The following is a 22,878-nucleotide window of genomic DNA, read 5'->3' as shown; positions in this document are numbered from 1 at the left end:
TATCCATGTTAACCGAACCGTTATAATACAATTGAATGCTCCTATCCGGGACCAAGTCAGAATGTTTTCTCCACCACCCTTGCGCTTCGTACTTAGCCTGCTCTTAAGCTTGTCGCTCTGCGCTTGCCTACTGGTGCCGCAAAACCGTGAAATTGCGATCACGCTGTTACCGCTGACAGCACCGTTTGACGACCCAGACCTAGAATACTCTGCACTGACCTGGTGTGGTGACAAATTACTCATGGTTCCACAGTTTCCAGAGCGTCATGTGACCGGCGGCTACGCGCAGTTTTACACACTTAGCAAATCTGCAATTCTGGACGCGATCGACGATCCTGACACCGCTCGATTGACCCCTACACCGCTACCGCTCAAGGAAGGCACTATTCGATCAATTCCAACGAAATTTGAAGGCTATGAAGCGGCTATCTGCGATGACACTCAGGTCTGGTTAACGATTGAAGGCGTGAATAAATTGGGCCACCACCAAGCATGGTTGGTGCGCGGACACCGTACTGGTACCGACCATCAAGAAAGCATTGAGCTGGATGATCTCAGCGTTGTCTCCCTATCGTCCTACAGCAAAATTCACAATATGAGTGAGGAAGCCATTGTCAAAATCGGAAACGACATCCTCTCTATGCACGAAATAAACGACGTCCGCCTAGGCTCGCCGAGTCAGGCTTATCGATACGCGCCTCACAACCGTTCGCTTAGCACTGTTGCCTTCCCTAACCTGCCCTATCGCATCACTGACAGTACCACGGCGGATCAACTCGGCCGTTTTTGGGTAATCAACTACCTTTATAGCGGTGATGACTTTAGCCGCGAGGGGCGCGACCCACTGGGCGCGCAGTACGGCATTGGCAAGACCCATCAGATCAATTACAACGTTGAACGATTGGTCGAATTTCAATACAGTGATGCTGGAATACAACGAGTTAAACGACCGCCCATCCAACTCAAACTCGAGGGACGCGAAGGTCGCAACTGGGAAGGGATAGCTCGCTTGGACGATCTGGGCTTTTTATTGATCACCGATCGCTATCCGACCACTCTATTAGGGTTCGTCCCGTACCCCTAACCCTAAGAAAGCTAGCTCGCCACAAGCTCTATACAATCGAGAGAAAAAAGCCGGCAATGGCGGCACTCATCAAATTTGCCATAAACGCTGCACTCACCGCACGTAAACCGAGTCGAGCGACGTCAGACCGCCGATGCGGTGCCAAGGTCGCCAAACCACCCAATAAAATAGCAATTGACGAGAAGTTTGCGAAGCCGCACAAAGCAAAGGTGATGATCGCTTTCGCATGTTCGCTCAACGCGGCGGCGCTGTCAGCAAAGCCGACAAATGCGATAAACTCATTTAACACCAATTTTTGACCGATTAAACTACCGGCAACACCGGCCTCTTCCCAAGAGACTCCGAGCAAAAACGCCACGGGCTTGAACACCACGCCTAGGATCTGTTGCATGGAAAGCTCGGGCATCCCAAACAAACCACCGGCCCACGCCAACAGGCCGTTGAGCATCGCTATTAAGGCCACAAACGCGATTAACATAGCTCCAATATTCACAGCTAAACGAAGACCTGCCGTTGCCCCCCCGGCCGCCGCATCAATCACGTTAGCGTATTGATCATGCTCCTCTTGAATCACTTCCTCGTGATCATCCAGTTCATCGGTCTCTGGCAACAACAGTTTGGCCATTAGAAATCCGCCCGGCGCGGCCATAAAACTGGCCGCCAAAAGGTATTTCATTTCTACACCAAGCGCCACATAGCCAGCAAGCACCGAACCCGACACGGTGGCCATGCCACCAACCATGACCGCGAACAATTCGGAGTTGGTCATTTTGCCAATGAACGGCTTGATAACCAGGGGCGCTTCAGTCTGTGAGACAAAAATATTGGCCGTGGCGGACATGGATTCAGCGCGGCTAGTACCCAACAGTTTCTGTAAGGCACCACCAATTGCACGAATCACCAATCCCATAATCCCGATGTAGTACAACACAGAGACTAGGGCTGAGAAAAAAATGATGATCGGTAAAACCTGAAATGCAAAAACAAAGCCAATACCATCACTGCTGCTGCGACCCAGATTACCGAACAGAAAATCGATTCCGGACTGAGCATAGGTAAGAACGCCAGTAACGCCACTGGAAACCGATGCCAACACGGTTTTCCCAAAGGGTAAGTACAGAGCGAACGCGCCGAGCATAAACTGCAACAGGAAGGCAAGAATCACCGTTCGCCAATTGATCGATGCACGATATTTTGAACCAGCGATTGCCACCGCCAACAGGGATGCAATCCCCAATAAACTGATTAGGGTCGTCAATTCAGTGTCCTCTCAGAATTTGATGCGCGCCGTCTATGACGCCAATGTTGATCGAATATTGTGCTTGACCATATCAATGGCTACGCGGTTCTTACCGCCGCCAGTCACCACAATATCCGCATGCTGCTTGCACGGCTCGATAAATTCATAATACATAGGCCGTACAGTGTCCTCGTATTGCTCAGCAATTGAGTCGAAACTGCGGCCCCGCTCACGCATATCACGCTCAATTCGACGCAATAGACAGATATCCAGTGGCGTATCGATAAACGCTTTGATATCAAAAAAGTCACGAAGTTGTGGATTGGTCAACAACAAAATGCCTTCCACGATCACCACACCGGCTGGTGAGACTCGTCGCGTATTGGGGGAACGATTATGTTGCGTGAAATCGTAGATCGGCACATCAATTGCTTGTCCCGCCCGCAATGACTCTAAGTGGGACAACAACAGGTCGTGCTCAAAGGCGTCTGGGTGGTCGTAATTAGTTTTCTCACGCAGCTTGATCGGCAAGTGACTTTGATCCCGGTAGTACGCATCTTCTTCCAGCACGGCCAGTGGGCTTCCACCCAATTCCGCACTGAGTTCTTTGTAGACCGTTTGCGTGAACAGGGTTTTACCCGAGGCAGACGCACCGACGATGGCAATGATTGATTGGGCCAACGGACTCTCCTACACAATGACCAACGATTAAACTGCGTAAGATACCACGAGTCGTCGTCGATGGCAGTTGCAACTACTCAATCACACCAGAAACACCGATCCCTCGGGCATCCGACGCTGCCTCATAAGTCATACCACGGCGCTTAATCATCTGCAGATCGCCAAATTCCCAACCATGTGGTTCTAGCCGATATCCGCGCTCTGACAAAGCCTTAATTGTCGCATCCGGCAAAGGAAACTGAATACTCATTGTCACCAGCTCCGGCGGCAATAACTGGTGATGAAACCGCGCTGCCGACACCGCTTGCTGCGCTGTCATGCCGTTGTCGACGACATTGGTAATAGCCTGAAATACTGAAGTGAAAATGGTTGATCCACCAGGCGTACCCACCACCATGTCGACTTCGCCATCGGACAACAAAATGGTCGGGCTCATGGACGACAACATACGCTTCCCAGGTTGAATTTCGTTGGCCGTTCCGCCAATTACACCATACACATTCGCCACACCCGGTTTGACACTGAAGTCATCCATCTCATTATTCAATAGGATACCCGTGCCTTCGACCACGTCACCACTGCCGTAACTCCAGTTCAGCGTGTAGGTATTTGAGACCGCGTTTCCCCATTTATCTAAAATCGAGAAATGCGTGGTATTGGGCGACTCGAGTCCCGGTTTTACCGACTCAAGATGACTGATTTCAGCAAGCTGCACCTCTGCTGCACGGCGCTGGATATACTCGTCACTGATGAGTTTTTTAATCGGCACTGAGACGTAGTCTGGATCGCCGAAATACTGAGCACGGTCAGCGAATACGCGCTTTTCCATTTCAGCAATAAGATGCACATACTGCGAGCTATTGTGCGCTACCCCTGCGAAAGCCTGATCATGAAACGCTTTCATTTTTAGCAATTGAATTACTGCAAAGCCACCTGAACTCGGCGGTGGCGCGGTGATGACACGGTAGTCGCGCCAATCCGCTTCCAACGGCGTACGCCATACCGATTCATAGCTGCTCAAATCCACCGCGGTAAACAGCCCACCTGCTTGCTCGGAATGCGCCAAGAAGAGTTCAGCGGTCTTCCCTCGGTAGAAATCGTCCGGCCCTTGATCTGCAATGCGCTGCAACACGGCGGCGAGCTCAGGCTGCTTAAATACGCCGCCCTGCGCCATTGCGCCAAAATGCGCTGCAAAGTTAACCTCACCATTAAACCACTCAACCGTTTCCTGCACCGCTTTGGCCTTTTTCGGATGCACGTCAAATCCATTTTTAGCAAGCTCGACGGCCGGCATCACGAGGCCGCGCCAAGGCTGAGTACCAAAACGCTGGTGCGCACGCCACAAGCCATCCACGGTACCCGGAACGCCCGCGGCCAGAATACCGACCAAGCTTTTGCGCCCATCCACGTCGCCGTTGGCATTCAGATACATGTCACGGTGCGCGGCTTGCGGTGCTCTCTCACGATAATCGAGAAAATAATTTTGCTGGTCGTCATGAATCAACATAAATCCACCGCCGCCAATATTTCCCGCCTCCGGAAACGTCACCGCCAACACAAATGCAGCCGCCACAGCCGCATCCACGGCATTTCCACCATCACTGAGAACCTGTTCTACCACGCGTGCCGCGTATTTATCCGGCATAGCATAGGCAGCGACACCCGAGTCGGCGCGATGCGGGACTGTAGAACACGCGGCGAGGAACAGTAAGCACACACAAAGTGAAATCAAACGCGAAGTATGGTTCATATCGTTATCGTATTTGTTGCTGTAACGCACAACATACTCTGAAACGTGAATTTCGCAACCACTGTTTGTTGCCAGCATTCAGCGGCATCGATTTGCCTAAAACCCCAATCTCATGGACAATGACGCACGATATTTAAGTCTTATTTACTTCCTCAAGGGATCCACTCCATGAAAACTATGCAACAATTATTTTCCACTGTCACGTCTGATGGCCAACTCAAAGTCAACCTCGTTGAGCAAGACGTACCGACTCCAAAGCCACACGAAGTGTTGGTGAAAATGGAAGCTGCCCCAATCAACCCGTCAGACATGTGGCCGATGTTTGGTCCTGCCGATCTATCTCAAGCAACATATGATGCTGGCCAAAAGGCGCTCTTAGCGCCACTGTTCCCGGGTACAGCAAAACGCGTCTCATCGCGTCTAGACCAAACACTTCCGATTGGCAATGAAGGCGCCGGCACCGTGGTCGCCACTGGTGATAGTGACGCGGCGAAAGCCTTGATGGGTAAAACCGTTGGCTTAATTTCTGGCGCAACTTACGCCAACTACTGCTGTGTTCCCGTACAAGCGTGTATCGCTCACCACGCAGATACCACGCCCAAACAGGCCGCATCGTCATTCGTCAACCCACTAACCGCACTTGGTATGGTCGACACCATGCGGATGGAAGGGCACACCGCTTTAGTCCACACGGCAGCGGCCAGCAGCTTGGGGCAAATGCTGAACAAAATTTGTCTTGCTGAAGATGTCCCACTGGTCAACATCGTCCGCAAAGCCGAACAGCAAGATATCTTGCGCTCACAGGGCGCCAAAATTGTCCTCAACTCATCCGATGAGACGTTCAAGCAGGATCTGTATAACGCAATTGATCAAACCGGGGCGACGCTTGGTTTCGACGCCATTGGTGGTGGCGAATTGGTGAGCGACATTCTGACTGCCATGGAACGCGTCGGCAGCAAGGATGCCGTGGGCCTTAACACCTATGGTTCGCTGACACATAAGCAGGTGTATTTATATGGCAGCCTTGATATCTCACCAACAATTCTAAACCGCGCCTATGGTATGTCATGGGGCATCGGTGGCTGGTTGTTGATGCGTTTCCTAAGCAAAGTTGAACCGACCCGTGTGATGGCATTGCACAAGCGCGTCGCTGATGAAATCAGTTCCACGTTCGCCAACCATTTCAGCGCCGAGCTTAGCCTAGAGCAAGCCTTGCAACCAGAGAACGTTGCGCGTTATAACGCCAAGAAAACCGGTGAAAAATATTTGATCAACCCAAGCCTGGACGCGTAATTCACCTACCTCACTGGACGGAGAGCAAACCAACTCCGTCCAGTCAACCGCGAAATTTGCTCGTAGCAAAGCGGATCAGAAAACGATAATATCTAGCCCTATCGTATCTACGCTCAGTTGCACTGACCCCGGTCAAGACGAATGCACTGCGGGCGTTCGCGCTACCCATTAAACCTCAAGAGACCACTATGGCTGATCTAGTAGAACTAAACCCCAAAGACCACCGCAATCTCAAGGTGAAACCGGATTGTGCGATCCAGGTCGCACGTAACCAACATTTGATTAATATCAAAGTTAATGAGGTTGGCAATGCCATGACCTGCTTCCCGATATTCATCACGCGTGCGCAGAACCAAAAGGACTGGTCGATATCCGCCATTACCAGCTTCGAAATTGAGGGTAATTTGTTCGTTAAAGACAATGACTGGGACGCTACTTATATTCCAAGCGGCATGCAGACCTATCCGTTTTTCCTAATGAACTCACCCGCCAAAGACGGTCAATTCACAGTGGGCATTGACGTCGACAACCCGGCATTTTCAAACGATGACGGCGAGGCGGTTTTTGTTGCCGAAGACAAAGCATCCGATTACCTGAGCCGAGTTGCTGTGCAACTAGAGAGCGACATCAAAAATGAGTATCACAGCTTCCAGTTCGTACGCAAACTAGAAGAGCTTGACCTTGTTAAGCCCATGGACCTACACGTCCATTACCAACATGGTGCGGTCAACACACTGAAAGGGTTGCATACGGTCGATGAAGAGAAATTGCAGAAACTCGATATCAATCAGCTTGAAGAGCTTCGCAGCAAAGGCTACCTTGGCCCGATCTACGGCATGCTGATGTCAATTTATCAATTGAACGCCTTGTTGAAACGGCATAATCAATACGGCGATCTAAAACCCGTGGTTCAGGTAAAACTTGACCCTGCTAAGGACGACACGGCACCAGAGTCCTGATTGATCTCTCTGCCGTACAGAGCGTAGATACGCCTCCGGCAGTTATCTAATTTTATAAGAATACGCCCTGACAACCATATTCCTGAAACGGAGAATCACTATGTCGCACAATACCCTTACCGCTCTTGGACGCCGTATGCTCGTGCTGAGCATCGGTTTATTTGCCTTGGGCATCAACTCGGTAGCACACGCCAAAATTGAAGTTGGTCAACAATACTACACGCAGTACAATTTTTGGGTAGAAAAGGAAAGACACGTTACCACCAATTACTCTCGTGGCGAGCTGATTCCGTTGAACACTGCGGTCACCGTTGAATCAATCGGTGGCAAAACCATGTTGCTGGATGTTGATGGCCGTAAAATCATGATCGAGAACAAGCAAAAATATACTCAGCGCGGCATCGACACTATCGCTGAAGAAATGCTTGGCCGGAATAAGGTGTCACTGAGCAAGTATTCAAAGGACCGGCAGGCCGACATTGAAAGTGGCATTCTTCGCTTGGGCATGACTAAGGAAGAAGCGATTATGACGCGTGGTTATCCGCCGCGACATAAAACTGCCTCGACTAAAGCCAACAACTGGGTCTATTGGACCAGCCGCTTTGTTCAACTAACCATTGTATTTGAAAACGGCAAGTTGACACGCGGTCGCGGACTTTACTAAATATCGATGACACACGCCGTCCAAGTCAACGGCCGAGTACGACTTCACTTACCAATAAAGCGCCTCATCTGAGGCGCTTTATTATTCAACCAGCCGCTTAACTCGAGTCTATAGAGCATCCGGTGTCTTCAAGCTTACGTCATGTGCTGCTAGGTATGCCGGCCGAATGCGAATACGCTCAACATATCGACTAACTCTGCCCGAGTCCGAGATAAGTTTAAAACGTAGCGCTGAGTCTAATAGGCCGCCAAATACCACGTCCGCGGCTGTGAACCGTGCCCCTAGTGCCCAATCAGAATCCGGCGTCATTTGTTCGATGGTTAGCTGCACTCGTTCCATGTCGCCCCACCCAGCTGTTTTTGGTTCAGGGTGCGTCATACCCGATGCATTGAGTGTCATCGCCGGTTCTAGAGTATTTCCAGCCATAAAGAGATATCGGTAATATGCACCGCGATCAAGGCTATCCGGCGGTGGCGCAAGCTTCTTGTGCGGGAACTTATCCGCGAGATACGCGCATATGGCCGCGACTTCGGTCACTACGATGCCCTCATCAACGAGCACGGGTATTTTGCCCATCGGGTTTAGCGCACGAAAGTCAGGCGAATCGTTTTCACCTGCGGCGAAATCAATATGGACGCTCTCATGCGCCACATTTAGCTCCTTAAGCATCCAGTGCGTAATCGCGCCGCGGCTGAACGGGTTGAAATAGTGCTTCATCGGTTAATCTCCATTTATGTTTAAGAGTGAAAGGTGATGAGATTGCAACGCAGTATATGGTCATATATGCCGTTTTATGGCACATTTATAATATGGCCAAGACGAGCTTTGATACACGCACACGACGACGACAACAACTAATCGGCTTGCTGCGCTCTGAAATGGTTTGGACCAGCAAAGATCTGCGCCTTGAACTTGGGGTCAGTCAGCGGACCTTGATGCGCGAACTGGCCGGTTTGCGGGAGTCCGGGTACCCAATTGAGTCAGAACGCGGCCGCGGCGGCGGCATTCGCCTGAATGGTCGATGGGGAGTTGAGCGCTTAACCCTTGATCACCAAGAAGTGACGGAGCTGATTTTTGCCCTGACCGTCATGGAATCCTTGCAATCACCTTTGCTGACTGGCAAGTTGAAGGCAATCAAGCAAAAGCTCTTCCTGGCCTTCCCGAGTGATCAGCGCGCCGCCGTCAATAGCCTCCGAAAACGCATTATGATTGGTGATAGCGCCGGCGCGAACGTCGTCATGAACTACGCCACGCCGCCACAAACAATTTCTGCGAGCTTGACCGAAGCCTTTATCGCATTTCGCAATCTCGAGATCCATTACGAGTCTGAAGCTGGCGAGCCAACAAGCCGCATCATAGAGCCACACTATATTCTATTAAAGTGGCCAATTTGGTACGTCATTGCGTGGGATCACTTACGAGATGCATCCAGAGTTTTCCGAATTGACCGAATTCGGCGTGCACGCGTGTGTAACGCGTGCTTCAAGTTGCGATCAAAGAATCAATTCAACAATCTCTATACCCCTGACTACCCGCCCATTTAGTCTGCGCACCAGTAATTAAACGAGATCGGGCCCGCCCATCAGCACATCGATCACAACGTCCTTAAGTTTGTATGCAGTGATAAGTCACTGTGGCATTGCATCTGTATTGAAGTCTGCCGCCCAACCACCATCGTCTGACTGCAATTCCCATGTCTGCTCATGCGCCATCAACTCATACCGGCTCGTGACCGGGAAACCAGGTGGTCGCAAGGTTTCGAGTCGACGATCAAAATCGATACGAGTCGCGTAGCGCGGTTCCGTAATCGACAAGCTGCCCGCACTAACGCTGCCAAACACGCGTAAAGTCCCGACCCGTCGACCTTCGGCTTGGGTCACCACAAAACGTCTTCGAGCATACAGCGCAGCATGAATTTCAAGGTCACCCTGCCCGATTTTTTTGCGGCCTGGAACCACAATATTACGTGCTGAGATCAAACCCAGAAAGTCACCACCATCAGCCAATGAGGCACTGCTCTGGTAAACTAGGTTACCTTCGATCACGATGCTACGAGGAGAATACACGGCGACCGCTCCATTCACGACGCCTTGCACACCTACCACGACTTTTGAATCGGCAATGAAGTACACAGGATTGTCCGCAAGCATCACGGTTTTAATTGGTTGGTTATTCCCGTTCATTGGTAGCAACTCTACGCGACCACTCGACAAGAATCGGATACTGGTATCTTGTTCAATCAAGTGTGTCTGTGGTGCGTCCGACCGTTGGTTCTCATCCCGTTCAAACAAGAGGACCGGTTGCGGCATCGCAATTCGCTGAACACCCGTCTCTAACCCACCTTTAAATACCTGTTGCTTTGATGCTGGTCCTGAAAAATTAACTCGGCGCGCTGCCGTCGTTACTTTGTCCGAAAACACCGTGCCGGCCCGTCGTGTGTAATCCAAGTTAAAACGCGAGTTTGAGTGAAATCGACCACTGACTTCATCATCATGCATACTGACGTTTGGGTCCCAGCGGTGCACAAACTGACCAAAATTAGAGAACGCGAGTTTTTGTAGACGCATCGACGTGCGCACTGCCTGACCGTTCCTCTGTGTCCGAACTTCCACCGCAACCTGGTCGAGATCCATATCGCCACTAGCAGGGACTCGCGTAAACCTTGCTTCGTACGTTTGCCCCAATTCTTGCCACGTTTCCAGTGCACCAACCTCGTCCGAGTCGGCAAATTCCTGTGCCCAGTGCTGTAGTTTTTGATCCAACATGCGCTGTTCAGACTCGGTGACTTGGATGCTCTCAGCCTGGTTCGGCATGGCGGATTGACGTGTGGTTGCTACCACGACACCACCCTTGTCGCTAGTATGGAGCACCTCTGCTTGCTGTGGGGAGTGCGCTGCATCCAAGACGTTCGTAAGTCGAACCTCTGCACTACTCTGCAACGCCTTCGCCTGTAATGCGCCGGTCGGTGACGAAGTTAAACTCTTATTTATCGGATCCATCTGCTGATGGATGACACTATCGGCAGTATCCGGCTCAGGGTTTGCCAAGTGGCGACCCTCTGGGTTCAGCTGCGCAGCTGCACTCAGGCTACCCGCCTTAGTGCGCGGACTAAGGTTCGTCGCTTGCTTTTTCTGAACTTGGTCCTGAGTGGCTTGCACCGGTGTAGCCGACTCGCGTTCTTGATCCAATTCACCTGACACCAACGAGAGTGTGAGCACGCGCTGCTCATGCGCAGCTTTAACATCCCACCAAATCCCTGTATGCAATAGCCAAAACACGAGAAAATGCGCGCAGCAGGCCCCCGCCACGGCGAACAATAGGCGGTGCTCTTTGTGCAACTTGAAGGTCTGTGTCTGCAAAAACCTCCCCCGATACGGTCTCCAATCCTTGTCATACTAACAGCTGACCTCAGCTGCTCCAACGTCGCACAGCATTTTTACAAGATTTTAGACAGGCTGACCAACATCAAATTACAATACACGTTCATATTAGAAATATTAGGGCTTCAGTGATGAATTTAACAAACAAGACCGCGCTCATCAGTGGCGGTGCGGAAGGTATCGGCTTAAGTATTGCGAAAGCCTTGGGCGAGCAAGGTATGAACATCGTACTAGGTGATATCGACGAAGCGCAGCTTGCGCTCGCCGATCAAGCTTTGACCGAGCTTAAGATCCCATGTCTCAGTGTGCCCATGGACGTCACTAAACCAGAAGATTGGCAGACATTGTGTCAGGCCGCAATCGACCGCTTCGACAAAGTGCATATGATCGTGAATAACGCCGGCGTTAGCGGTGCTCCGGGGCCCATCGAACGGACCAGTCATCAAGATTGGCGATGGGTGACCGACGTCAACCTAATGGGTGTGCTCTACGGCATGGAGGCGGCTGTGCCGTTGATTAAACAGCACGGTGAAGGCGGCTGGGTCATCAATGTTGCCTCTATGGCAGGCATGGCTGGAATACCATATGCCGGTGCGTACACGGCGACCAAGGTCGCTGTGGTTGGGATGTCAGAATCCTGGCATGTCGAGCTGGCCAAACATAACATCCATGTTTCCGTGCTTTGCCCGGCTTTCGTGCAAACCCGAATTCACCTGTCGCACCGCAACCGCCAGGCTGAGTACAAGCTAGAGACTAGCGTACAAGAAGAGAACAAGGGCAAGAAGAATGCGGCCCAAGAGCTGGTTGAGAACGGAATTCCTGTCGACCTCGTTGGTAAACGAGTAATCGAGGCCCTAGCTGCCGGCGAACTGTATATTTTTACTCATCCCAGTCATCGCCAATCCATTGCGGCACGATTTAAAGCAATTGACGACGCCTTCGCACGTGCTGCTCAGAGTCCCTTACTACAAGACATCGTGGATGATCCCATACTCAGCTTTGACTGAGCTGCGTGTCACGCGCCGTAAACGTAAAACTCCCGTCCGGCATCAGGTGCGCGGGCGGGAGTCAATTACAATTCACGAACGTTAGGCTTCTTTCTCTTGCACACTAATTCCATGCTTTTTGACCATGGAATAGATCGTTGTGCGTTTCATACCTAATTCACGTGCGGTTTTGGATACATTGTTACCGAAGCGGTCTAGATTATGCTGTAGCAACTGGCGTTCAAACTCATTTTTTGCGTCTTTCAAGCTCACTCGATCGTCCAAATACTGCTGCGTCAAATCCGCCACGATATTGGCGGTGATCCGTTTTCTGGAAGATCCGATAATGGCACCTATATCGGTGAGACCATGTTCGCGCTCACTTCGAAAAGTAAAAAACAAGAAAGCTGAAGTAGCCACTGGCATTAACAACGCCGCAGACATTTGAATCCCTAAGTGCATGACAATCATCACGATTAAGCCGACTAAAAACACCGGCGTCACCGCGATGGCAGTATACAAACTCTGCACTTGCGTCAGCTCATCACGTGCTTTCAAGAAGCCACGTAATAATACCGACATCGCCAAGGCTACCATTGCCAACGAAAACAACTGGAATGCGACATAGTAATCGCCACGAACAGCGGTCACAGTGTACCCAATTGACTGGGATCCTGCGATTACCAGATCGGTGGTGACGACCAAACCGACCATCAGCAATGAGGATGGCAACAAAGCTGTCATCCAGCTGCGGATAGCGCCCTGTTTTGTGACTTCCAGTGCGTAGACTACGATATAAGCCAATGACACCATAGTCACCGCATAATAAGCTCGCAACATGTAGGTTGATATCTCTCCGCTGAACAAGCCAAAGATAACCACCACCTCGGTCAGGTTATGGAGCGCAAAAAGCACCACCATGGTGAGAAATAAACGAGATGTTTTCTCAGATTTCCGCGCCAGCACCAGCACGACAATTTTAATCAGCAGCGCGATTAGCGCGGGCAACACAAAATATTCCATAGTACCTCTCCTAACCCGTATTTTTAACTAAACGCGGTATCCAAACTCTCCTACTACTAACCCTGATCCCGAGTGGATACCCCCAATACGATCTCCTTGGCGCACTTTACCACTTTTTAGCAATTTCTCATAGTTTAATGGGAAGGTTGCGGATGCAATATTGCCTAATTTATGGTAAGTGCGAATCATTCGCTTTGCTGGCACCGTACTCATCGCGGTAAACTTCTCAAATGGGCGTTTTCCGGTCTGGTGACTCAGCACCCAGTCGAAATTGTCCCAACCTAGCTTACTCAAGGTATCGTTGATAATTTTCTTATGCATCCAGATCGACGCACCAACGATCGGGCCCATCTTCATTTGGCCATCAATCGACCCATCTGGATTCACGCGATAAAAGCACTTTTCCAAGTGTGAGCTGTCGGTACGCGTGTTGAATAATTCAAAGCCACAATTTTCGCCATAGCCCGACAATCCAAGTACCACGGCACCACCTGCGTCTCCAACAGACAAGGCACCAATGACGTCCATCGCGCGTTCGCGACTCATTCCCTTATTTAAGCCATTCATCGCGGCACGAAGAATGCGGCTTGGCACTTCACCGGTCACCACCAGCGCGTACTTTGTGGCACCACTTTTAATAAAATGATTGGCGACTTCAATACCATGCATAAATCCAAAACACGCATTGGATACATCAAATGCGTGATTTGCTTTGAGTCCCAACGCAGATTGAATGGTATGCGCAGTAGCAGGCTCCGCCTGATCTCGCTCAATCCCACAAAAAATAACTAAATCGATCTCATCTGGGTTCAGATGAGGGCAGTTCTCAATCGCTCGACGTGCCGCCGGTATAGCAAGTTGAGAAGGTAATGTGCCAGGCTCCGATACTCGACGCTCTTTGATCCCCATTTCTTTCGACATCCAAGTTGTTTTGATTCCATAATTTTTTTCTGAATCAAATGCTTCGAACATGTGGTCTGACTTTAACACTTCATTGGGTAGGTACGTTCCCACAGACAAAATCTTAGTGTTATGAGTGATGACTTTTTGAAACCCAAAATCTGAGTGATAATTCATAATAAACCCTCGCGGTTGTTAAACATGTTGAAAACAAGAGGTTTACTGTAACGTAAATCAAGGCAATTGCATTGCGATCCACGTTGGATAGTTCCACATCTTGTAGGTTAAAATGTGGGGTTTGCTTGGGCGAAATTGCTTATTTTTTAAGCAACATTAGTTATAAATAAATCAAACGGCGTTCTTAGCTGACAACTGACAAATATTACCAATTCGCCATATCAGCGCGAGACGGACTCGCCACAGATAGTCTAAACAGCGTCTCGGACTAAACAACGCACAAGTTCTGGCAATGCTGTGTAGAAAATACATTCTTTTACTTACATGCGCTGGTCTGACCGCTTGCCAGACCAGCCCACCGCTCGCTGACTCGGTGGTACGAACACATCTTGAGAAGTCGGAAGACGGAATGTGGTATGCACATTACGTGGCGGGCTCGCCGGTGAAGAGACTCTACTTTCATCGCAACCCGAACAATGCTCGACAACAACGCTGGCAGCCCTTGTCAAATGAGATTGAAATCGAGATCGAGGATGATAATGAGGTGGTGCGTCATCGGACTGGGAAATTGTTTAGCTCAGCCTCATTTAGACTAACGCCAACGTACATACCGTTACCGAAGGATTATGCGCCCTTCTCGCCGTTCTCCAATGGCGACGTCGCGATCTATAGCGGGCGATTCTTTGCCTGCTCAGTTGCACCCTGTGACATGACCAGCAATCATTACCCGATACGTTTGACTGCACCAAAGAATGAACACATCGTGATTCAAGGCAAAATACATGCTTCTGACATTGAGTGGGTCGGACGGAACAGCGGCGAGCAAATCTACGTCGGTCGAATACAACCCAAGATGATGTCTGGCCTGCTTGCCATCATCGACCCCGCCTTACCGTCAAGCATACTCTCATCGCTCACTGTCGATCTGCCGATACTGATGCAGTTTATGCAGACCAACCTAGGTGAATTGCAGAACCAATACGCACCAACGCTATTCGCCTCTTTCGCGCGCGAATTTGCTAACCCCAACACGAAGTCGACGCAAGGCGGCACGCTGACCGATCAGATATTTACGCATTGGGACCTGAACCAAGCCCAGATGGATGAACATGAACGCACGTTCGATCAGAACAGCACACTTTGGTTTTTGGCTCACGAGGCTGGTCATTTTTACCAGCGATCACACGCCAAACCGAACGACCACAACGATGCGTGGATTCACGAAGGCATGGCTGAAATGCTCGCCTACCAAGCATTGCAGCAACACTACACTGACGAAGCGCAGGATTTTTTACACCAAAAAGTTCTCGATGCCACCAACGCATGTCACGCTAGCCTTACTGAAACCAGTCTCGTGAACGCAAGCGAGCAACAAAAATTTTCTACCCATTACGATTGCGGACTACTCATTCATCTTGCTGTAGAACAGCATGCTGAGCGCGCGACGAACAGTTCCGCGATTAAGGTCTGGAATAATTATGTGACGATGACTGCCCAAGGCGCAGAAGCGAATACGCAAACCTACCTTGAAGCAATCGCTCAAAATACGTCGGCAGAATTTGCTCAGGTGGTTTTCGCGTTCATTCAGCAAACTCACCCGGACCCTAAGGCAGCGGTGAAAACCCTGTTCGCGGCAAAATTGAACTAACCAGCTCGGCGATGTATCTAAGCTTAGACTAAGCCTTGCTCGTTCAGATAGCATCGAATCGATTCCTCGGTTTCAGCAAGCTCTAACAGGTCGCGCCACTCGTCCACATCATTGAGTGGTTCGAGTTCCTGCAAGTTCACGCCGGAGGCCTGTGCGGCGGCGCGCGTTTTAGTTAGTACGGCACTGGTGCCCCACGGCATCTCGCTAAACAGCGCATCAACCGGATTTGTCAATCCAAGTAAATAATAGCCACCATCGACACTCGGCCCGATCACTGGGCGACCAGCTTGTAGGGCCTGATGCGCATTGCGTAAAGCAGACGCGGATACGTGTGGTGCGTCACATCCCATGACCACAGCCGGATAACCAAACGCATGCAGGGCATGACGCATCTTTTGACCTAGGTCGCCGTCGCATTGCTGCGTCATGGCAATTGGGTACTGATCGAGCATCTGCTGAAAAAACGGGTGTTCATGATCCAACCAAACACTGAGGTAGACATTGCCGGGCCAGTTTTGACAAACCTGCTTTAACGACGCTTGCATCAGTAAGCAGGCAATATCCGCCGCTTGTTGAGCGCTACAATGACGCTGTAGGCGGGTTTTCACTTTGCCAGCCACAGGCGCTTTGGCAAACAGCAGGAGTGGAATATCAGACATCAGCGCGTGTCGTCATAATGACGCTTGAGTCGATGCGATGACACACCACACCAATAGGCGAACCGGTACCACCACATTTTAAGCACGGTCCGAATCACACCGTGCTGCTGCCAACGACGGGCACTGGTACGCACACGTTGACGTGAACACAGCGGCTTGAACAAGCGCTTCATACGCTTCGATATTTCAATGTCTTCCATCAAGGGCTGAACGGGAAAGCCGCCGACCTGATCGAACACCTCTCGGGTCATAAACAAAGCCTGATCGCCGGTTGCGATGCCAGTCAAGCGTGAACGCAGGTTGATAAAAAAGGCAATAATACGCATCGAGATCGACATGTCATCAAACTCAATGTCAAAACGCCCCCAGCTTGTACATCGATTTAAGGATTCCTCAGCATTCATCGGCAGACGTGAATCAGCGTGCAGAAACACCAGCATCGGGTAGATGGCTTTGGTGGCACCAGCATTCATCTGACGCGCGCGCCCTGCGTCACTGTGCAACACACTAAAATGGTTCGGTACCGTTTGTAGCAGTTCGCGCGTGCCATCGGTGCTGCCACCATCGACCAGAATGACTTGATCAGCACCCGATTCAATCAGGTGCTCAGTTAGATACGGTATATTCGCTGCCTCGTTGAGCAGCGGCACAATGATGGACCAGCGCATGACATCCGTGCCCACACTGATCCCGAGGTTCGCGTGATTAGCGATTGGCACCGATGCGCAGACGCAAGGCATTTAACTTGATAAAACCTTCTGCATCTGCCTGGTTATAAGCACCTTGATCGTCTTCAAACGTGGCAATACGTTCGTCGAACAGCGAGTCAGTATCTGACTTACGCCCGACCACAGACACATTACCTTTATACAGTTTTACCCGTACAGTACCGTTTACATGGCGTTGCGACTGGTCGATCATGGCCTGCATCATCTCACGCTCCGGACTCCACCAGTAACCGTTGTAAATTAACGATGCGTACTTTGGCATCAGCTCATCTTTAAGGTGAGCCACTTCACGATCCAGGGTCAATGATTCCATCGCGCGATGCGCACGCAGCATAATCGTACCGGCTGGGGTTTCGTAACAACCACGGGACTTCATACCAACGTAACGGTTTTCCACGATGTCGTCCCGACCAATGCCATGCTTGCCACCAACCTCGTTCAACCAAGCCATGACCGTAGCTGGCGTCTTGGCCTTGCCGTTTATCGCCACAATATCACCCTTACTGAACTCCAGCTCGACGTACTCAGCTTGATCAGGCGCCTCTTCAGGCGACACCGACCAGCGCCACATGTCGTCTTCGGCTTCAGCCCATGGGTCCTCTAAAATACCGCCTTCGTAGGAGATATGCAGCAGGTTGGCGTCCATCGAATACTGCGACTTGCCATCCTTCTTCTTTTCGACTGAAATATTGTGTTCCGCCGCGTAAGCCATCAATTTTTCACGTGAATTCAGGTCCCACTCGCGCCACGGGGCAATGATTTTTATGTCTGGTCGCAATGCGTATGCGCCCAGTTCAAAACGCACCTGATCGTTCCCCTTTCCGGTTGCACCATGCGAGATGGCATCGGCACCGGTTTCATTGGCAATTTCGATTAAGCGCTTGGCAATCAATGGCCGCGCAATCGAGGTGCCAAGACGATACTCACCTTCGTAAATCGCGTTGGCGCGCATCATGGGATAGACGTAATCACGCGCAAATTCTTCGCGCAGGTCATCAATATAAATACTCTTGACGCCCATGGCTTCGGCTTTGGCACGTGCGGGCTCAACTTCTTCACCCTGGCCAATATCCGCCGTGAAGGTCACCACTTCGCAATCGTATTCTTCTTGCAACCACTTAAGAATGATAGAGGTATCCAAACCTCCAGAATACGCCAATACAACTTTTTTGATTTCAGACATGATTTCTTTTACACGTACAAAGGTCTTCTGCAGAGCGCGTAGTGTCTGGCTTTATGCCAGAAAGGTCAAGGGCTGGCAGCCACGCAGCACGGGTGCGCGAGCACAGAAAAAGGTGTATAACCATGGTTACCGCGATTTCACAGTATTGAAGACCGATGCAGTGACTGGTGATGTGAAGCGCAGCCCCGTCTCACTTGAGACCACACATAACGAGGTAACTCCAAATGGAAGAAATCAATTTTATTAGTCGCTGGTTACATCTGATGTTCGGCATAACGTGGATCGGTATGCTGTATTACTTTAACTTTGTTCAAGGTGGCTATTTCAAGGCGGCCAGTGCCGAAGGCCTAGCGGACGCCAAAGCAAAACTCGCGCCCAGCGCCCTGTGGTGGTTTCGTTGGGGCGCCATGTTCACGTTTTTGACCGGTTTGTATCTACTGCACACCATCGGTGCCACACTCAAATTTAACCAATACATCATTGCCGGTGCGACCATGGGCACCCTAATGTTCTTAAACGTCTGGCTGATCATTTGGCCAGCACAGCAAATTGCCCTTGGCATGAAACCGGGCGATGGCCCAGCAGCAGGCGCAAAAGCGCTATTGGCGTCACGGACCAATACTTTATTTTCTGGTCCAATGGCGTATTTTATGTTGGCATCGGCCCACAAAGCACAATCACCGACCGACGGGCTTGGCACAGACCTATGGATTGTTTTGGCCATCATTGCATTGCTGGAAATCAATGCCATTTTCGGCAAACAGGGCCCGCTGGCATCCGTGGCTGGCGTAATCCATATGAGTCTATTACTGACGGCTGTACTGGCTGGCGTTTTTTACTTCGTGTAAAACGTGCCTGGGGCTTTTCAAACGCCCTGCAGACCGAGTAAACTCGGTAAAACCAGACGATAAAAGCGCCTCCGGGCGCTTTTATTTTTTGAATTTCATTTATTTTCCATCCACTACTTTGCCGAACAGTGTGCTGTCACCATGCTCCAAAACCTACTGAAGAAGTTTCGTAAAGAAAGGCCAACGCAGTACCCTGAACCAGCGTTAATGAACGCCTATGCACGGCAACCGGTGAGTTTTGTGCGTGGCGAAGGCTGCCAGCTTTGGGACGCTGAGGGCAAACAATATTTAGACGCTCTGGGTGGTATTGCGGTGACGTTTTTGGGGCACAGTCACCCCAAAATCAGTCAGGCGATCTCCTTGCAGGCGACTAAGTTACTGCACACCAGCAACCTGTTCCATATTGAAGAGCAATCCAAACTTGGTACTAAGTTCTGCCAGGTTTCCGGTATGGACAAGGTGTTCTTCGGCAACTCAGGTGCGGAAGCGAACGAGGCAGCGATTAAAATTGCGCGGTTACATGCGCGCAAAAAGTCGATCGCCAACCCGGTCATCATCACCATGAATCACGCGTTTCATGGTCGTACGATGGCCACGCTATCCGCGTCCGGCAACCCGAACATCCAGCGCGGCTTTGAACCCTTAGTCTCCGAGTTTATTCACGTCGACTACAACGATATTACCGCGGTTGCAGCCCACGCCGACAACCCAAACGTGGTGGCTGTGATGCTGGAACCCATTCAAGGCGAAGGTGGCATCATTGTACCGGATGAAGGGTATCTGGCTGGAATTCGACAGCTCTGCGATCAACATGGCTGGTTGATGATACTGGACGAAATCCAGGCTGGGATCGGCCGTACCGGCAAATGGTTTGGCTATCAGCATGACGGCGTTCTGCCCGACGTGGTTACCAGTGCGAAGGCACTCGGCAACGGAATCCCAATTGGAGCCTGCGCCGCTCGCGGCGATGCCGCTGAACTGATCCAGCCCGGGAGTCATGGTACGACCTTTGGCGGCAATCCATTCGCCTGCCATGTTGGTAATACGGTGCTGCAGATTATCGAAGAAGAGCATCTGCTGGCGCAAGCCACCGAGATCGGTGACTTCCTGAAAAAGCAACTGCGTCAAAAACTCGGCACACTGCAACAAGTGGTCGACATTCGCGGACGCGGATTGATGCTGGGTGTGGAACTCGATAAAGCCTACGATAACCTTGCTGCTCTGTTCCTGGCACGCGGCTTGGTTGTCAACATTACTGGCGCTGGCAAAGTGATCCGCTTACTGCCATCGGTTCTGCTGAGCGAATCGCAGGCAAAACAAATCGCCGATACGATCCACGACATCGTTTCTGAACTTTAAAATGAAATTCCACCATGTCCGTACAACATTTTCTTACCCTTGATGACCTAAGCCCCTCGATTTTGCGGGACCTGATTGATCGTGCGATCGAACTCAAAGCCGATCTACGTGCCGGCAAATCTCATTTGCCGCTAAAGCAAAAAAGTCTGGCAATGATCTTCAGCAAATCATCGACGCGTACTCGCGTTTCGTTCGAAGTTGGCATGCGTCAACTTGGTGGCGGCAGTTTGTATCTGAGTCCGAGCGATACACAAATCGGGCGCGGTGAACCCATCAAAGACACAGCCCGTGTCGTCTCCAGCATGGTCGACGGCATCATGATCCGAACCTCGTCGCATGCGGATGTAGAAGCGTTCGCACACCACGCCAGTGTGCCAGTAATTAACGGACTGACTGACTATTGTCATCCATGCCAGTTATTGGCTGACGTGCAAACATTTCAGGAATTGCGTGGCGATATCCAAGGCGCGACGATTGCTTGGATTGGCGATGGTAACAATGTTTGTAATTCATTTATGAACGCAGCTCGTGTGTTCGGATTTACCTTACATATTGCGACCCCTGCTGAGTTCGCTCCAACACCACAACTGATCGAACTCAATAAGGCACACGTGAAGGTCATGACGTCACCGCAAGAAGCAGTACGCAATGCCGACGCCATCGTCACCGATACGTGGGCCAGTATGGGGCAAGAATCTGAGCGTGCAGAACGCGAAGCCGCGTTCCGAGGTTACTGCGTTGATCAGCAACTCATGAACTTGGCGAATAAAGACGCGCTGTTTCTTCACTGTTTGCCGGCGTATCGCGGTTTCGAAGTTACGGATGAGGTCATCGAAGGCACACAAAGTGCAGTGCTGCAAGAAGCCGAAAATCGCCTCCATGCACAGAAAGCGCTGCTGGAATATTTGTTGACCTAGGCATGCCAAATTCGTTTCTGACCGTCGAACAGTTACGTATCAGCTACGATGCGCAACCCTCTGTCGTCAACAATGTGAGTTTCGCTTTGTCGGAAGGCGAACTGGCCTGTCTCTTGGGACCCAGCGGCTGCGGTAAAACCACTGTGCTGCGCGCCTTGAGTGGCTTTCAAACACCCGACGCCGGACGCATTAGGCTCGATGGTAAGGTTCTTTCGACACCGGATCATGTTGTACCACCCGAACAACGCAACGTCGGCATGGTGTTCCAAGACCATGCGTTGTTTCCGCACCTAAAAATTGGCGACAATGTCGGCTTTGGGTTGGCGAAGCTAAAGGCTACGGAACGCCGTGACCGCGTCATGGAAATGCTGACATTAGTTGGTATGCAAGATTATTACGATGTCTACCCGCATCAGCTTTCAGGCGGCCAAAGTCAACGAGTTGCTTTAGCGCGGGCTATTGCTCCAAGGCCTAAGCTGCTGCTGATGGACGAACCTTTCTCAAACCTCGACACCAGTCTACGCGAGAATCTGGGGTATGAAGTACGTGCCCTGTTAAAACGCCTTGGCATTACAGCCATTATGGTGACGCACGACCAACATGACGCCTTTGCGCTCGGCGACCAAATCGGCGTAATGCAGCAGGGCGCGTTGATGCAATGGGGAACTTCGTTCGACTTGTATCATGCGCCACACAGCCGCTTTGTCGCCAAGTTCATTGGTGATGGTGTGTTTGTGTCTGGTGAAATGGTTGAAGATCATACAGTCATTACCGGCTTCGGTGAGCTGCGCGGCGAGCGTGTTAATCAATCACTAGCAGGCAAAAAAGTGGACTTATTACTGCGACCTGATGATGTCAAGTACGACCCGCAAAGTGCAATCCAAGCACGGGTAATCCGCAAGGCATTCAAAGGCGCACAAACGCTGTACACACTGCTTACCAGTAGCAACGACACATTATTGTGCCTGGTACCGAGTCACGATGACTACGAAATCGATGACATCATCGGCATTCGAATCGACGCGGACCACTTAGTATGTTTCGAACAGCAAGTGGTCGGTAGCGAGTTCTTGCGAAGGTGACGGTTTAGACTGCGATATTGTGATTAACGGCCATCGCAGAGGAGATCAATGCCTGCCCCTGTGGTGCCCGACATGCACGGACCACTGAGTTTTCTGACTTAACAACTCCACAATTGTCACACGCTTGGAGCAGTGAGCGACGGTTTAACGGGTCCACGACCGTGACCCATTGATGACGGTGCTCCGATGTAGGACGATCGAACTTGTGTCTAATTTTCATACCCTTCCCCTGATCAAATCACATCTTTGTCTAGAATAGTATTACCACGATTATGTTACTAATCGGCGACAGAACTAACATACCGTCTGGTGGTGAA

General features: G+C 50.8%; 22 protein-coding genes. 11 read left to right on the top strand and 11 right to left on the bottom strand.

Annotated features, from left to right (window positions below; translation table 11 throughout):
- The first annotated feature begins 61 nt into the window (after positions 1–61).
- Positions 62–1,084, top strand: a complete 1,023-nt coding sequence (locus IE055_RS10310) for a hypothetical protein (RefSeq protein ID WP_189400535.1) — start codon at positions 62–64, stop codon at positions 1,082–1,084.
- A 28-nt stretch (positions 1,085–1,112) separates the two neighbouring features.
- Here IE055_RS10310 and IE055_RS10305 read toward each other — a convergent pair whose 3' ends face one another.
- The 3 genes from IE055_RS10305 to ggt all read right to left on the bottom strand — a co-directional run bounded on the left by IE055_RS10305 (position 1,113) and on the right by ggt (position 4,755).
- On the bottom strand, positions 1,113–2,342 hold the full coding sequence (locus IE055_RS10305; RefSeq protein ID WP_189400533.1) for a NupC/NupG family nucleoside CNT transporter: 1,230 nt from the start codon (positions 2,340–2,342) through the stop codon (positions 1,113–1,115).
- A 33-nt stretch (positions 2,343–2,375) separates the two neighbouring features.
- Complete coding sequence (udk, locus tag IE055_RS10300; RefSeq protein WP_189400532.1) at positions 2,376–3,005, bottom strand: uridine kinase; 630 nt, start codon at positions 3,003–3,005, stop codon at positions 2,376–2,378.
- A 73-nt stretch (positions 3,006–3,078) separates the two neighbouring features.
- Positions 3,079–4,755 (bottom strand): gamma-glutamyltransferase, encoded by a 1,677-nt coding sequence (gene ggt / locus IE055_RS10295; protein ID WP_189400530.1) that lies wholly within the window; start codon positions 4,753–4,755, stop codon positions 3,079–3,081.
- Positions 4,756–4,923: 168 nt separating this feature from the next.
- Here ggt and IE055_RS10290 point away from each other — a divergent pair, with 168 nt between their 5' ends.
- From IE055_RS10290 to IE055_RS10280, 3 genes are all read left to right on the top strand, one after another.
- A complete protein-coding gene (locus IE055_RS10290; protein WP_189400528.1) occupies positions 4,924–6,048 on the top strand; it encodes a zinc-binding dehydrogenase in 1,125 nt (374 codons plus the stop codon).
- Positions 6,049–6,236: 188 nt separating this feature from the next.
- Positions 6,237–7,007 carry a SapC family protein gene (locus tag IE055_RS10285; RefSeq protein ID WP_189400526.1) on the top strand — a complete coding sequence of 257 codons (771 nt, stop codon included), beginning with the start codon at positions 6,237–6,239 and terminating at the stop codon, positions 7,005–7,007.
- A gap of 100 nt (positions 7,008–7,107) precedes the next feature.
- On the top strand, positions 7,108–7,671 hold the full coding sequence (locus IE055_RS10280) for a hypothetical protein (protein ID WP_189400524.1): 564 nt from the start codon (positions 7,108–7,110) through the stop codon (positions 7,669–7,671).
- A gap of 108 nt (positions 7,672–7,779) precedes the next feature.
- On the opposite strand, the gene IE055_RS10275 is transcribed toward IE055_RS10280, so the two are convergent.
- Positions 7,780–8,388: a glutathione S-transferase family protein gene (locus IE055_RS10275; protein ID WP_189400522.1), complete on the bottom strand. Its 609-nt coding sequence runs from the start codon at positions 8,386–8,388 to the stop codon at positions 7,780–7,782.
- A gap of 92 nt (positions 8,389–8,480) precedes the next feature.
- Here IE055_RS10275 and IE055_RS10270 point away from each other — a divergent pair, with 92 nt between their 5' ends.
- Positions 8,481–9,215 (top strand): helix-turn-helix transcriptional regulator, encoded by a 735-nt coding sequence (locus tag IE055_RS10270; RefSeq protein WP_189400520.1) that lies wholly within the window; start codon positions 8,481–8,483, stop codon positions 9,213–9,215.
- Positions 9,216–9,299: 84 nt separating this feature from the next.
- Here IE055_RS10270 and IE055_RS10265 read toward each other — a convergent pair whose 3' ends face one another.
- Positions 9,300–11,030: a hypothetical protein gene (locus IE055_RS10265; protein ID WP_189400519.1), complete on the bottom strand. Its 1,731-nt coding sequence runs from the start codon at positions 11,028–11,030 to the stop codon at positions 9,300–9,302.
- A 152-nt stretch (positions 11,031–11,182) separates the two neighbouring features.
- Between IE055_RS10265 and IE055_RS10260 the strand changes: the two genes are divergently transcribed.
- On the top strand, positions 11,183–12,058 hold the full coding sequence (locus IE055_RS10260) for an SDR family NAD(P)-dependent oxidoreductase (RefSeq protein ID WP_189400517.1): 876 nt from the start codon (positions 11,183–11,185) through the stop codon (positions 12,056–12,058).
- 81 nt (positions 12,059–12,139) lie between these two features.
- Here the strand turns inward: IE055_RS10260 and IE055_RS10255 are convergent, their stop codons facing one another.
- Positions 12,140–13,060, bottom strand: coding sequence for a helix-turn-helix domain-containing protein (locus tag IE055_RS10255; RefSeq protein ID WP_189400515.1), 921 nt, complete (start codon positions 13,058–13,060; stop codon positions 12,140–12,142).
- A gap of 27 nt (positions 13,061–13,087) precedes the next feature.
- Positions 13,088–14,137, bottom strand: a complete 1,050-nt coding sequence (locus IE055_RS10250) for a ketoacyl-ACP synthase III (RefSeq protein ID WP_189400512.1) — start codon at positions 14,135–14,137, stop codon at positions 13,088–13,090.
- Between the two features lie 292 nt (positions 14,138–14,429).
- Here IE055_RS10250 and IE055_RS10245 point away from each other — a divergent pair, with 292 nt between their 5' ends.
- Positions 14,430–15,785, top strand: coding sequence for a hypothetical protein (locus IE055_RS10245; protein WP_189400511.1), 1,356 nt, complete (start codon positions 14,430–14,432; stop codon positions 15,783–15,785).
- Between the two features lie 23 nt (positions 15,786–15,808).
- On the opposite strand, the gene IE055_RS10240 is transcribed toward IE055_RS10245, so the two are convergent.
- Genes IE055_RS10240 through IE055_RS10230 form a run of 3 tightly spaced genes read right to left on the bottom strand, consistent with a single transcriptional unit; the run spans position 15,809 to position 18,355 of the window.
- Complete coding sequence (locus IE055_RS10240) at positions 15,809–16,444, bottom strand: TIGR04282 family arsenosugar biosynthesis glycosyltransferase (RefSeq protein WP_189400509.1); 636 nt, start codon at positions 16,442–16,444, stop codon at positions 15,809–15,811.
- On the bottom strand, positions 16,444–17,184 hold the full coding sequence (locus IE055_RS10235) for a TIGR04283 family arsenosugar biosynthesis glycosyltransferase (protein ID WP_229794242.1): 741 nt from the start codon (positions 17,182–17,184) through the stop codon (positions 16,444–16,446). Before IE055_RS10235 ends, IE055_RS10240 begins: the two co-directional genes overlap by 1 nt.
- Positions 17,150–18,355 carry an argininosuccinate synthase gene (locus tag IE055_RS10230; protein WP_189400507.1) on the bottom strand — a complete coding sequence of 402 codons (1,206 nt, stop codon included), beginning with the start codon at positions 18,353–18,355 and terminating at the stop codon, positions 17,150–17,152. Before IE055_RS10230 ends, IE055_RS10235 begins: the two co-directional genes overlap by 35 nt.
- A gap of 224 nt (positions 18,356–18,579) precedes the next feature.
- Between IE055_RS10230 and IE055_RS10225 the strand changes: the two genes are divergently transcribed.
- From IE055_RS10225 to IE055_RS10210, 4 genes are all read left to right on the top strand, one after another.
- A complete protein-coding gene (locus IE055_RS10225) occupies positions 18,580–19,203 on the top strand; it encodes a urate hydroxylase PuuD (protein WP_189400504.1) in 624 nt (207 codons plus the stop codon).
- Positions 19,204–19,410: 207 nt separating this feature from the next.
- A complete protein-coding gene (locus IE055_RS10220) occupies positions 19,411–20,562 on the top strand; it encodes an aspartate aminotransferase family protein (protein WP_189401194.1) in 1,152 nt (383 codons plus the stop codon).
- 14 nt (positions 20,563–20,576) lie between these two features.
- Positions 20,577–21,479, top strand: coding sequence for an ornithine carbamoyltransferase (gene argF / locus IE055_RS10215; protein ID WP_189400502.1), 903 nt, complete (start codon positions 20,577–20,579; stop codon positions 21,477–21,479).
- A gap of 2 nt (positions 21,480–21,481) precedes the next feature.
- Positions 21,482–22,561 (top strand): ABC transporter ATP-binding protein, encoded by a 1,080-nt coding sequence (locus IE055_RS10210; RefSeq protein ID WP_189400500.1) that lies wholly within the window; start codon positions 21,482–21,484, stop codon positions 22,559–22,561.
- Between the two features lie 4 nt (positions 22,562–22,565).
- On the opposite strand, the gene IE055_RS10205 is transcribed toward IE055_RS10210, so the two are convergent.
- Positions 22,566–22,781, bottom strand: a complete 216-nt coding sequence (locus tag IE055_RS10205) for a hypothetical protein (RefSeq protein WP_189400498.1) — start codon at positions 22,779–22,781, stop codon at positions 22,566–22,568.
- Between the last annotated feature and the right edge of the window lie 97 nt (positions 22,782–22,878).

The organism is Arenicella chitinivorans, from assembly GCF_014651515.1.
Taxonomy (GTDB): domain Bacteria; phylum Pseudomonadota; class Gammaproteobacteria; order Arenicellales; family Arenicellaceae; genus Arenicella; species Arenicella chitinivorans.
This window is presented reverse-complemented; position numbering and strand designations above follow the sequence as displayed.

Excerpts from the sequence above, each read along its gene's own strand:
- IE055_RS10220 (WP_189401194.1), top strand. The coding sequence starts at position 19,411 with ATGAACGCCTATGCACGGCAACCGGTGAGTTTTGTGCGTGGCGAAGGC.
- argF (WP_189400502.1), top strand. The coding sequence starts at position 20,577 with ATGTCCGTACAACATTTTCTTACCCTTGATGACCTAAGCCCCTCGATT.
- IE055_RS10310 (WP_189400535.1), top strand. The coding sequence starts at position 62 with ATGTTTTCTCCACCACCCTTGCGCTTCGTACTTAGCCTGCTCTTAAGC.
- IE055_RS10280 (WP_189400524.1), top strand. The coding sequence starts at position 7,108 with ATGTCGCACAATACCCTTACCGCTCTTGGACGCCGTATGCTCGTGCTG.
- IE055_RS10290 (WP_189400528.1), top strand. The coding sequence starts at position 4,924 with ATGAAAACTATGCAACAATTATTTTCCACTGTCACGTCTGATGGCCAA.
- IE055_RS10270 (WP_189400520.1), top strand. The coding sequence starts at position 8,481 with ATGGCCAAGACGAGCTTTGATACACGCACACGACGACGACAACAACTA.
- IE055_RS10245 (WP_189400511.1), top strand. The coding sequence starts at position 14,430 with ATGCTGTGTAGAAAATACATTCTTTTACTTACATGCGCTGGTCTGACC.
- IE055_RS10210 (WP_189400500.1), top strand. The coding sequence starts at position 21,482 with ATGCCAAATTCGTTTCTGACCGTCGAACAGTTACGTATCAGCTACGAT.
- IE055_RS10250 (WP_189400512.1), bottom strand. The coding sequence starts at position 14,137 with ATGAATTATCACTCAGATTTTGGGTTTCAAAAAGTCATCACTCATAAC.
- IE055_RS10240 (WP_189400509.1), bottom strand. The coding sequence starts at position 16,444 with ATGTCTGATATTCCACTCCTGCTGTTTGCCAAAGCGCCTGTGGCTGGC.
- IE055_RS10235 (WP_229794242.1), bottom strand. The coding sequence starts at position 17,184 with ATGCCTTGCGTCTGCGCATCGGTGCCAATCGCTAATCACGCGAACCTC.
- IE055_RS10275 (WP_189400522.1), bottom strand. The coding sequence starts at position 8,388 with ATGAAGCACTATTTCAACCCGTTCAGCCGCGGCGCGATTACGCACTGG.
- IE055_RS10255 (WP_189400515.1), bottom strand. The coding sequence starts at position 13,060 with ATGGAATATTTTGTGTTGCCCGCGCTAATCGCGCTGCTGATTAAAATT.
- IE055_RS10205 (WP_189400498.1), bottom strand. The coding sequence starts at position 22,781 with ATGAAAATTAGACACAAGTTCGATCGTCCTACATCGGAGCACCGTCAT.
- ggt (WP_189400530.1), bottom strand. The coding sequence starts at position 4,755 with ATGAACCATACTTCGCGTTTGATTTCACTTTGTGTGTGCTTACTGTTC.
- IE055_RS10225 (WP_189400504.1), top strand. The coding sequence starts at position 18,580 with ATGGAAGAAATCAATTTTATTAGTCGCTGGTTACATCTGATGTTCGGC.
- IE055_RS10230 (WP_189400507.1), bottom strand. The coding sequence starts at position 18,355 with ATGTCTGAAATCAAAAAAGTTGTATTGGCGTATTCTGGAGGTTTGGAT.
- IE055_RS10260 (WP_189400517.1), top strand. The coding sequence starts at position 11,183 with ATGAATTTAACAAACAAGACCGCGCTCATCAGTGGCGGTGCGGAAGGT.
- IE055_RS10285 (WP_189400526.1), top strand. The coding sequence starts at position 6,237 with ATGGCTGATCTAGTAGAACTAAACCCCAAAGACCACCGCAATCTCAAG.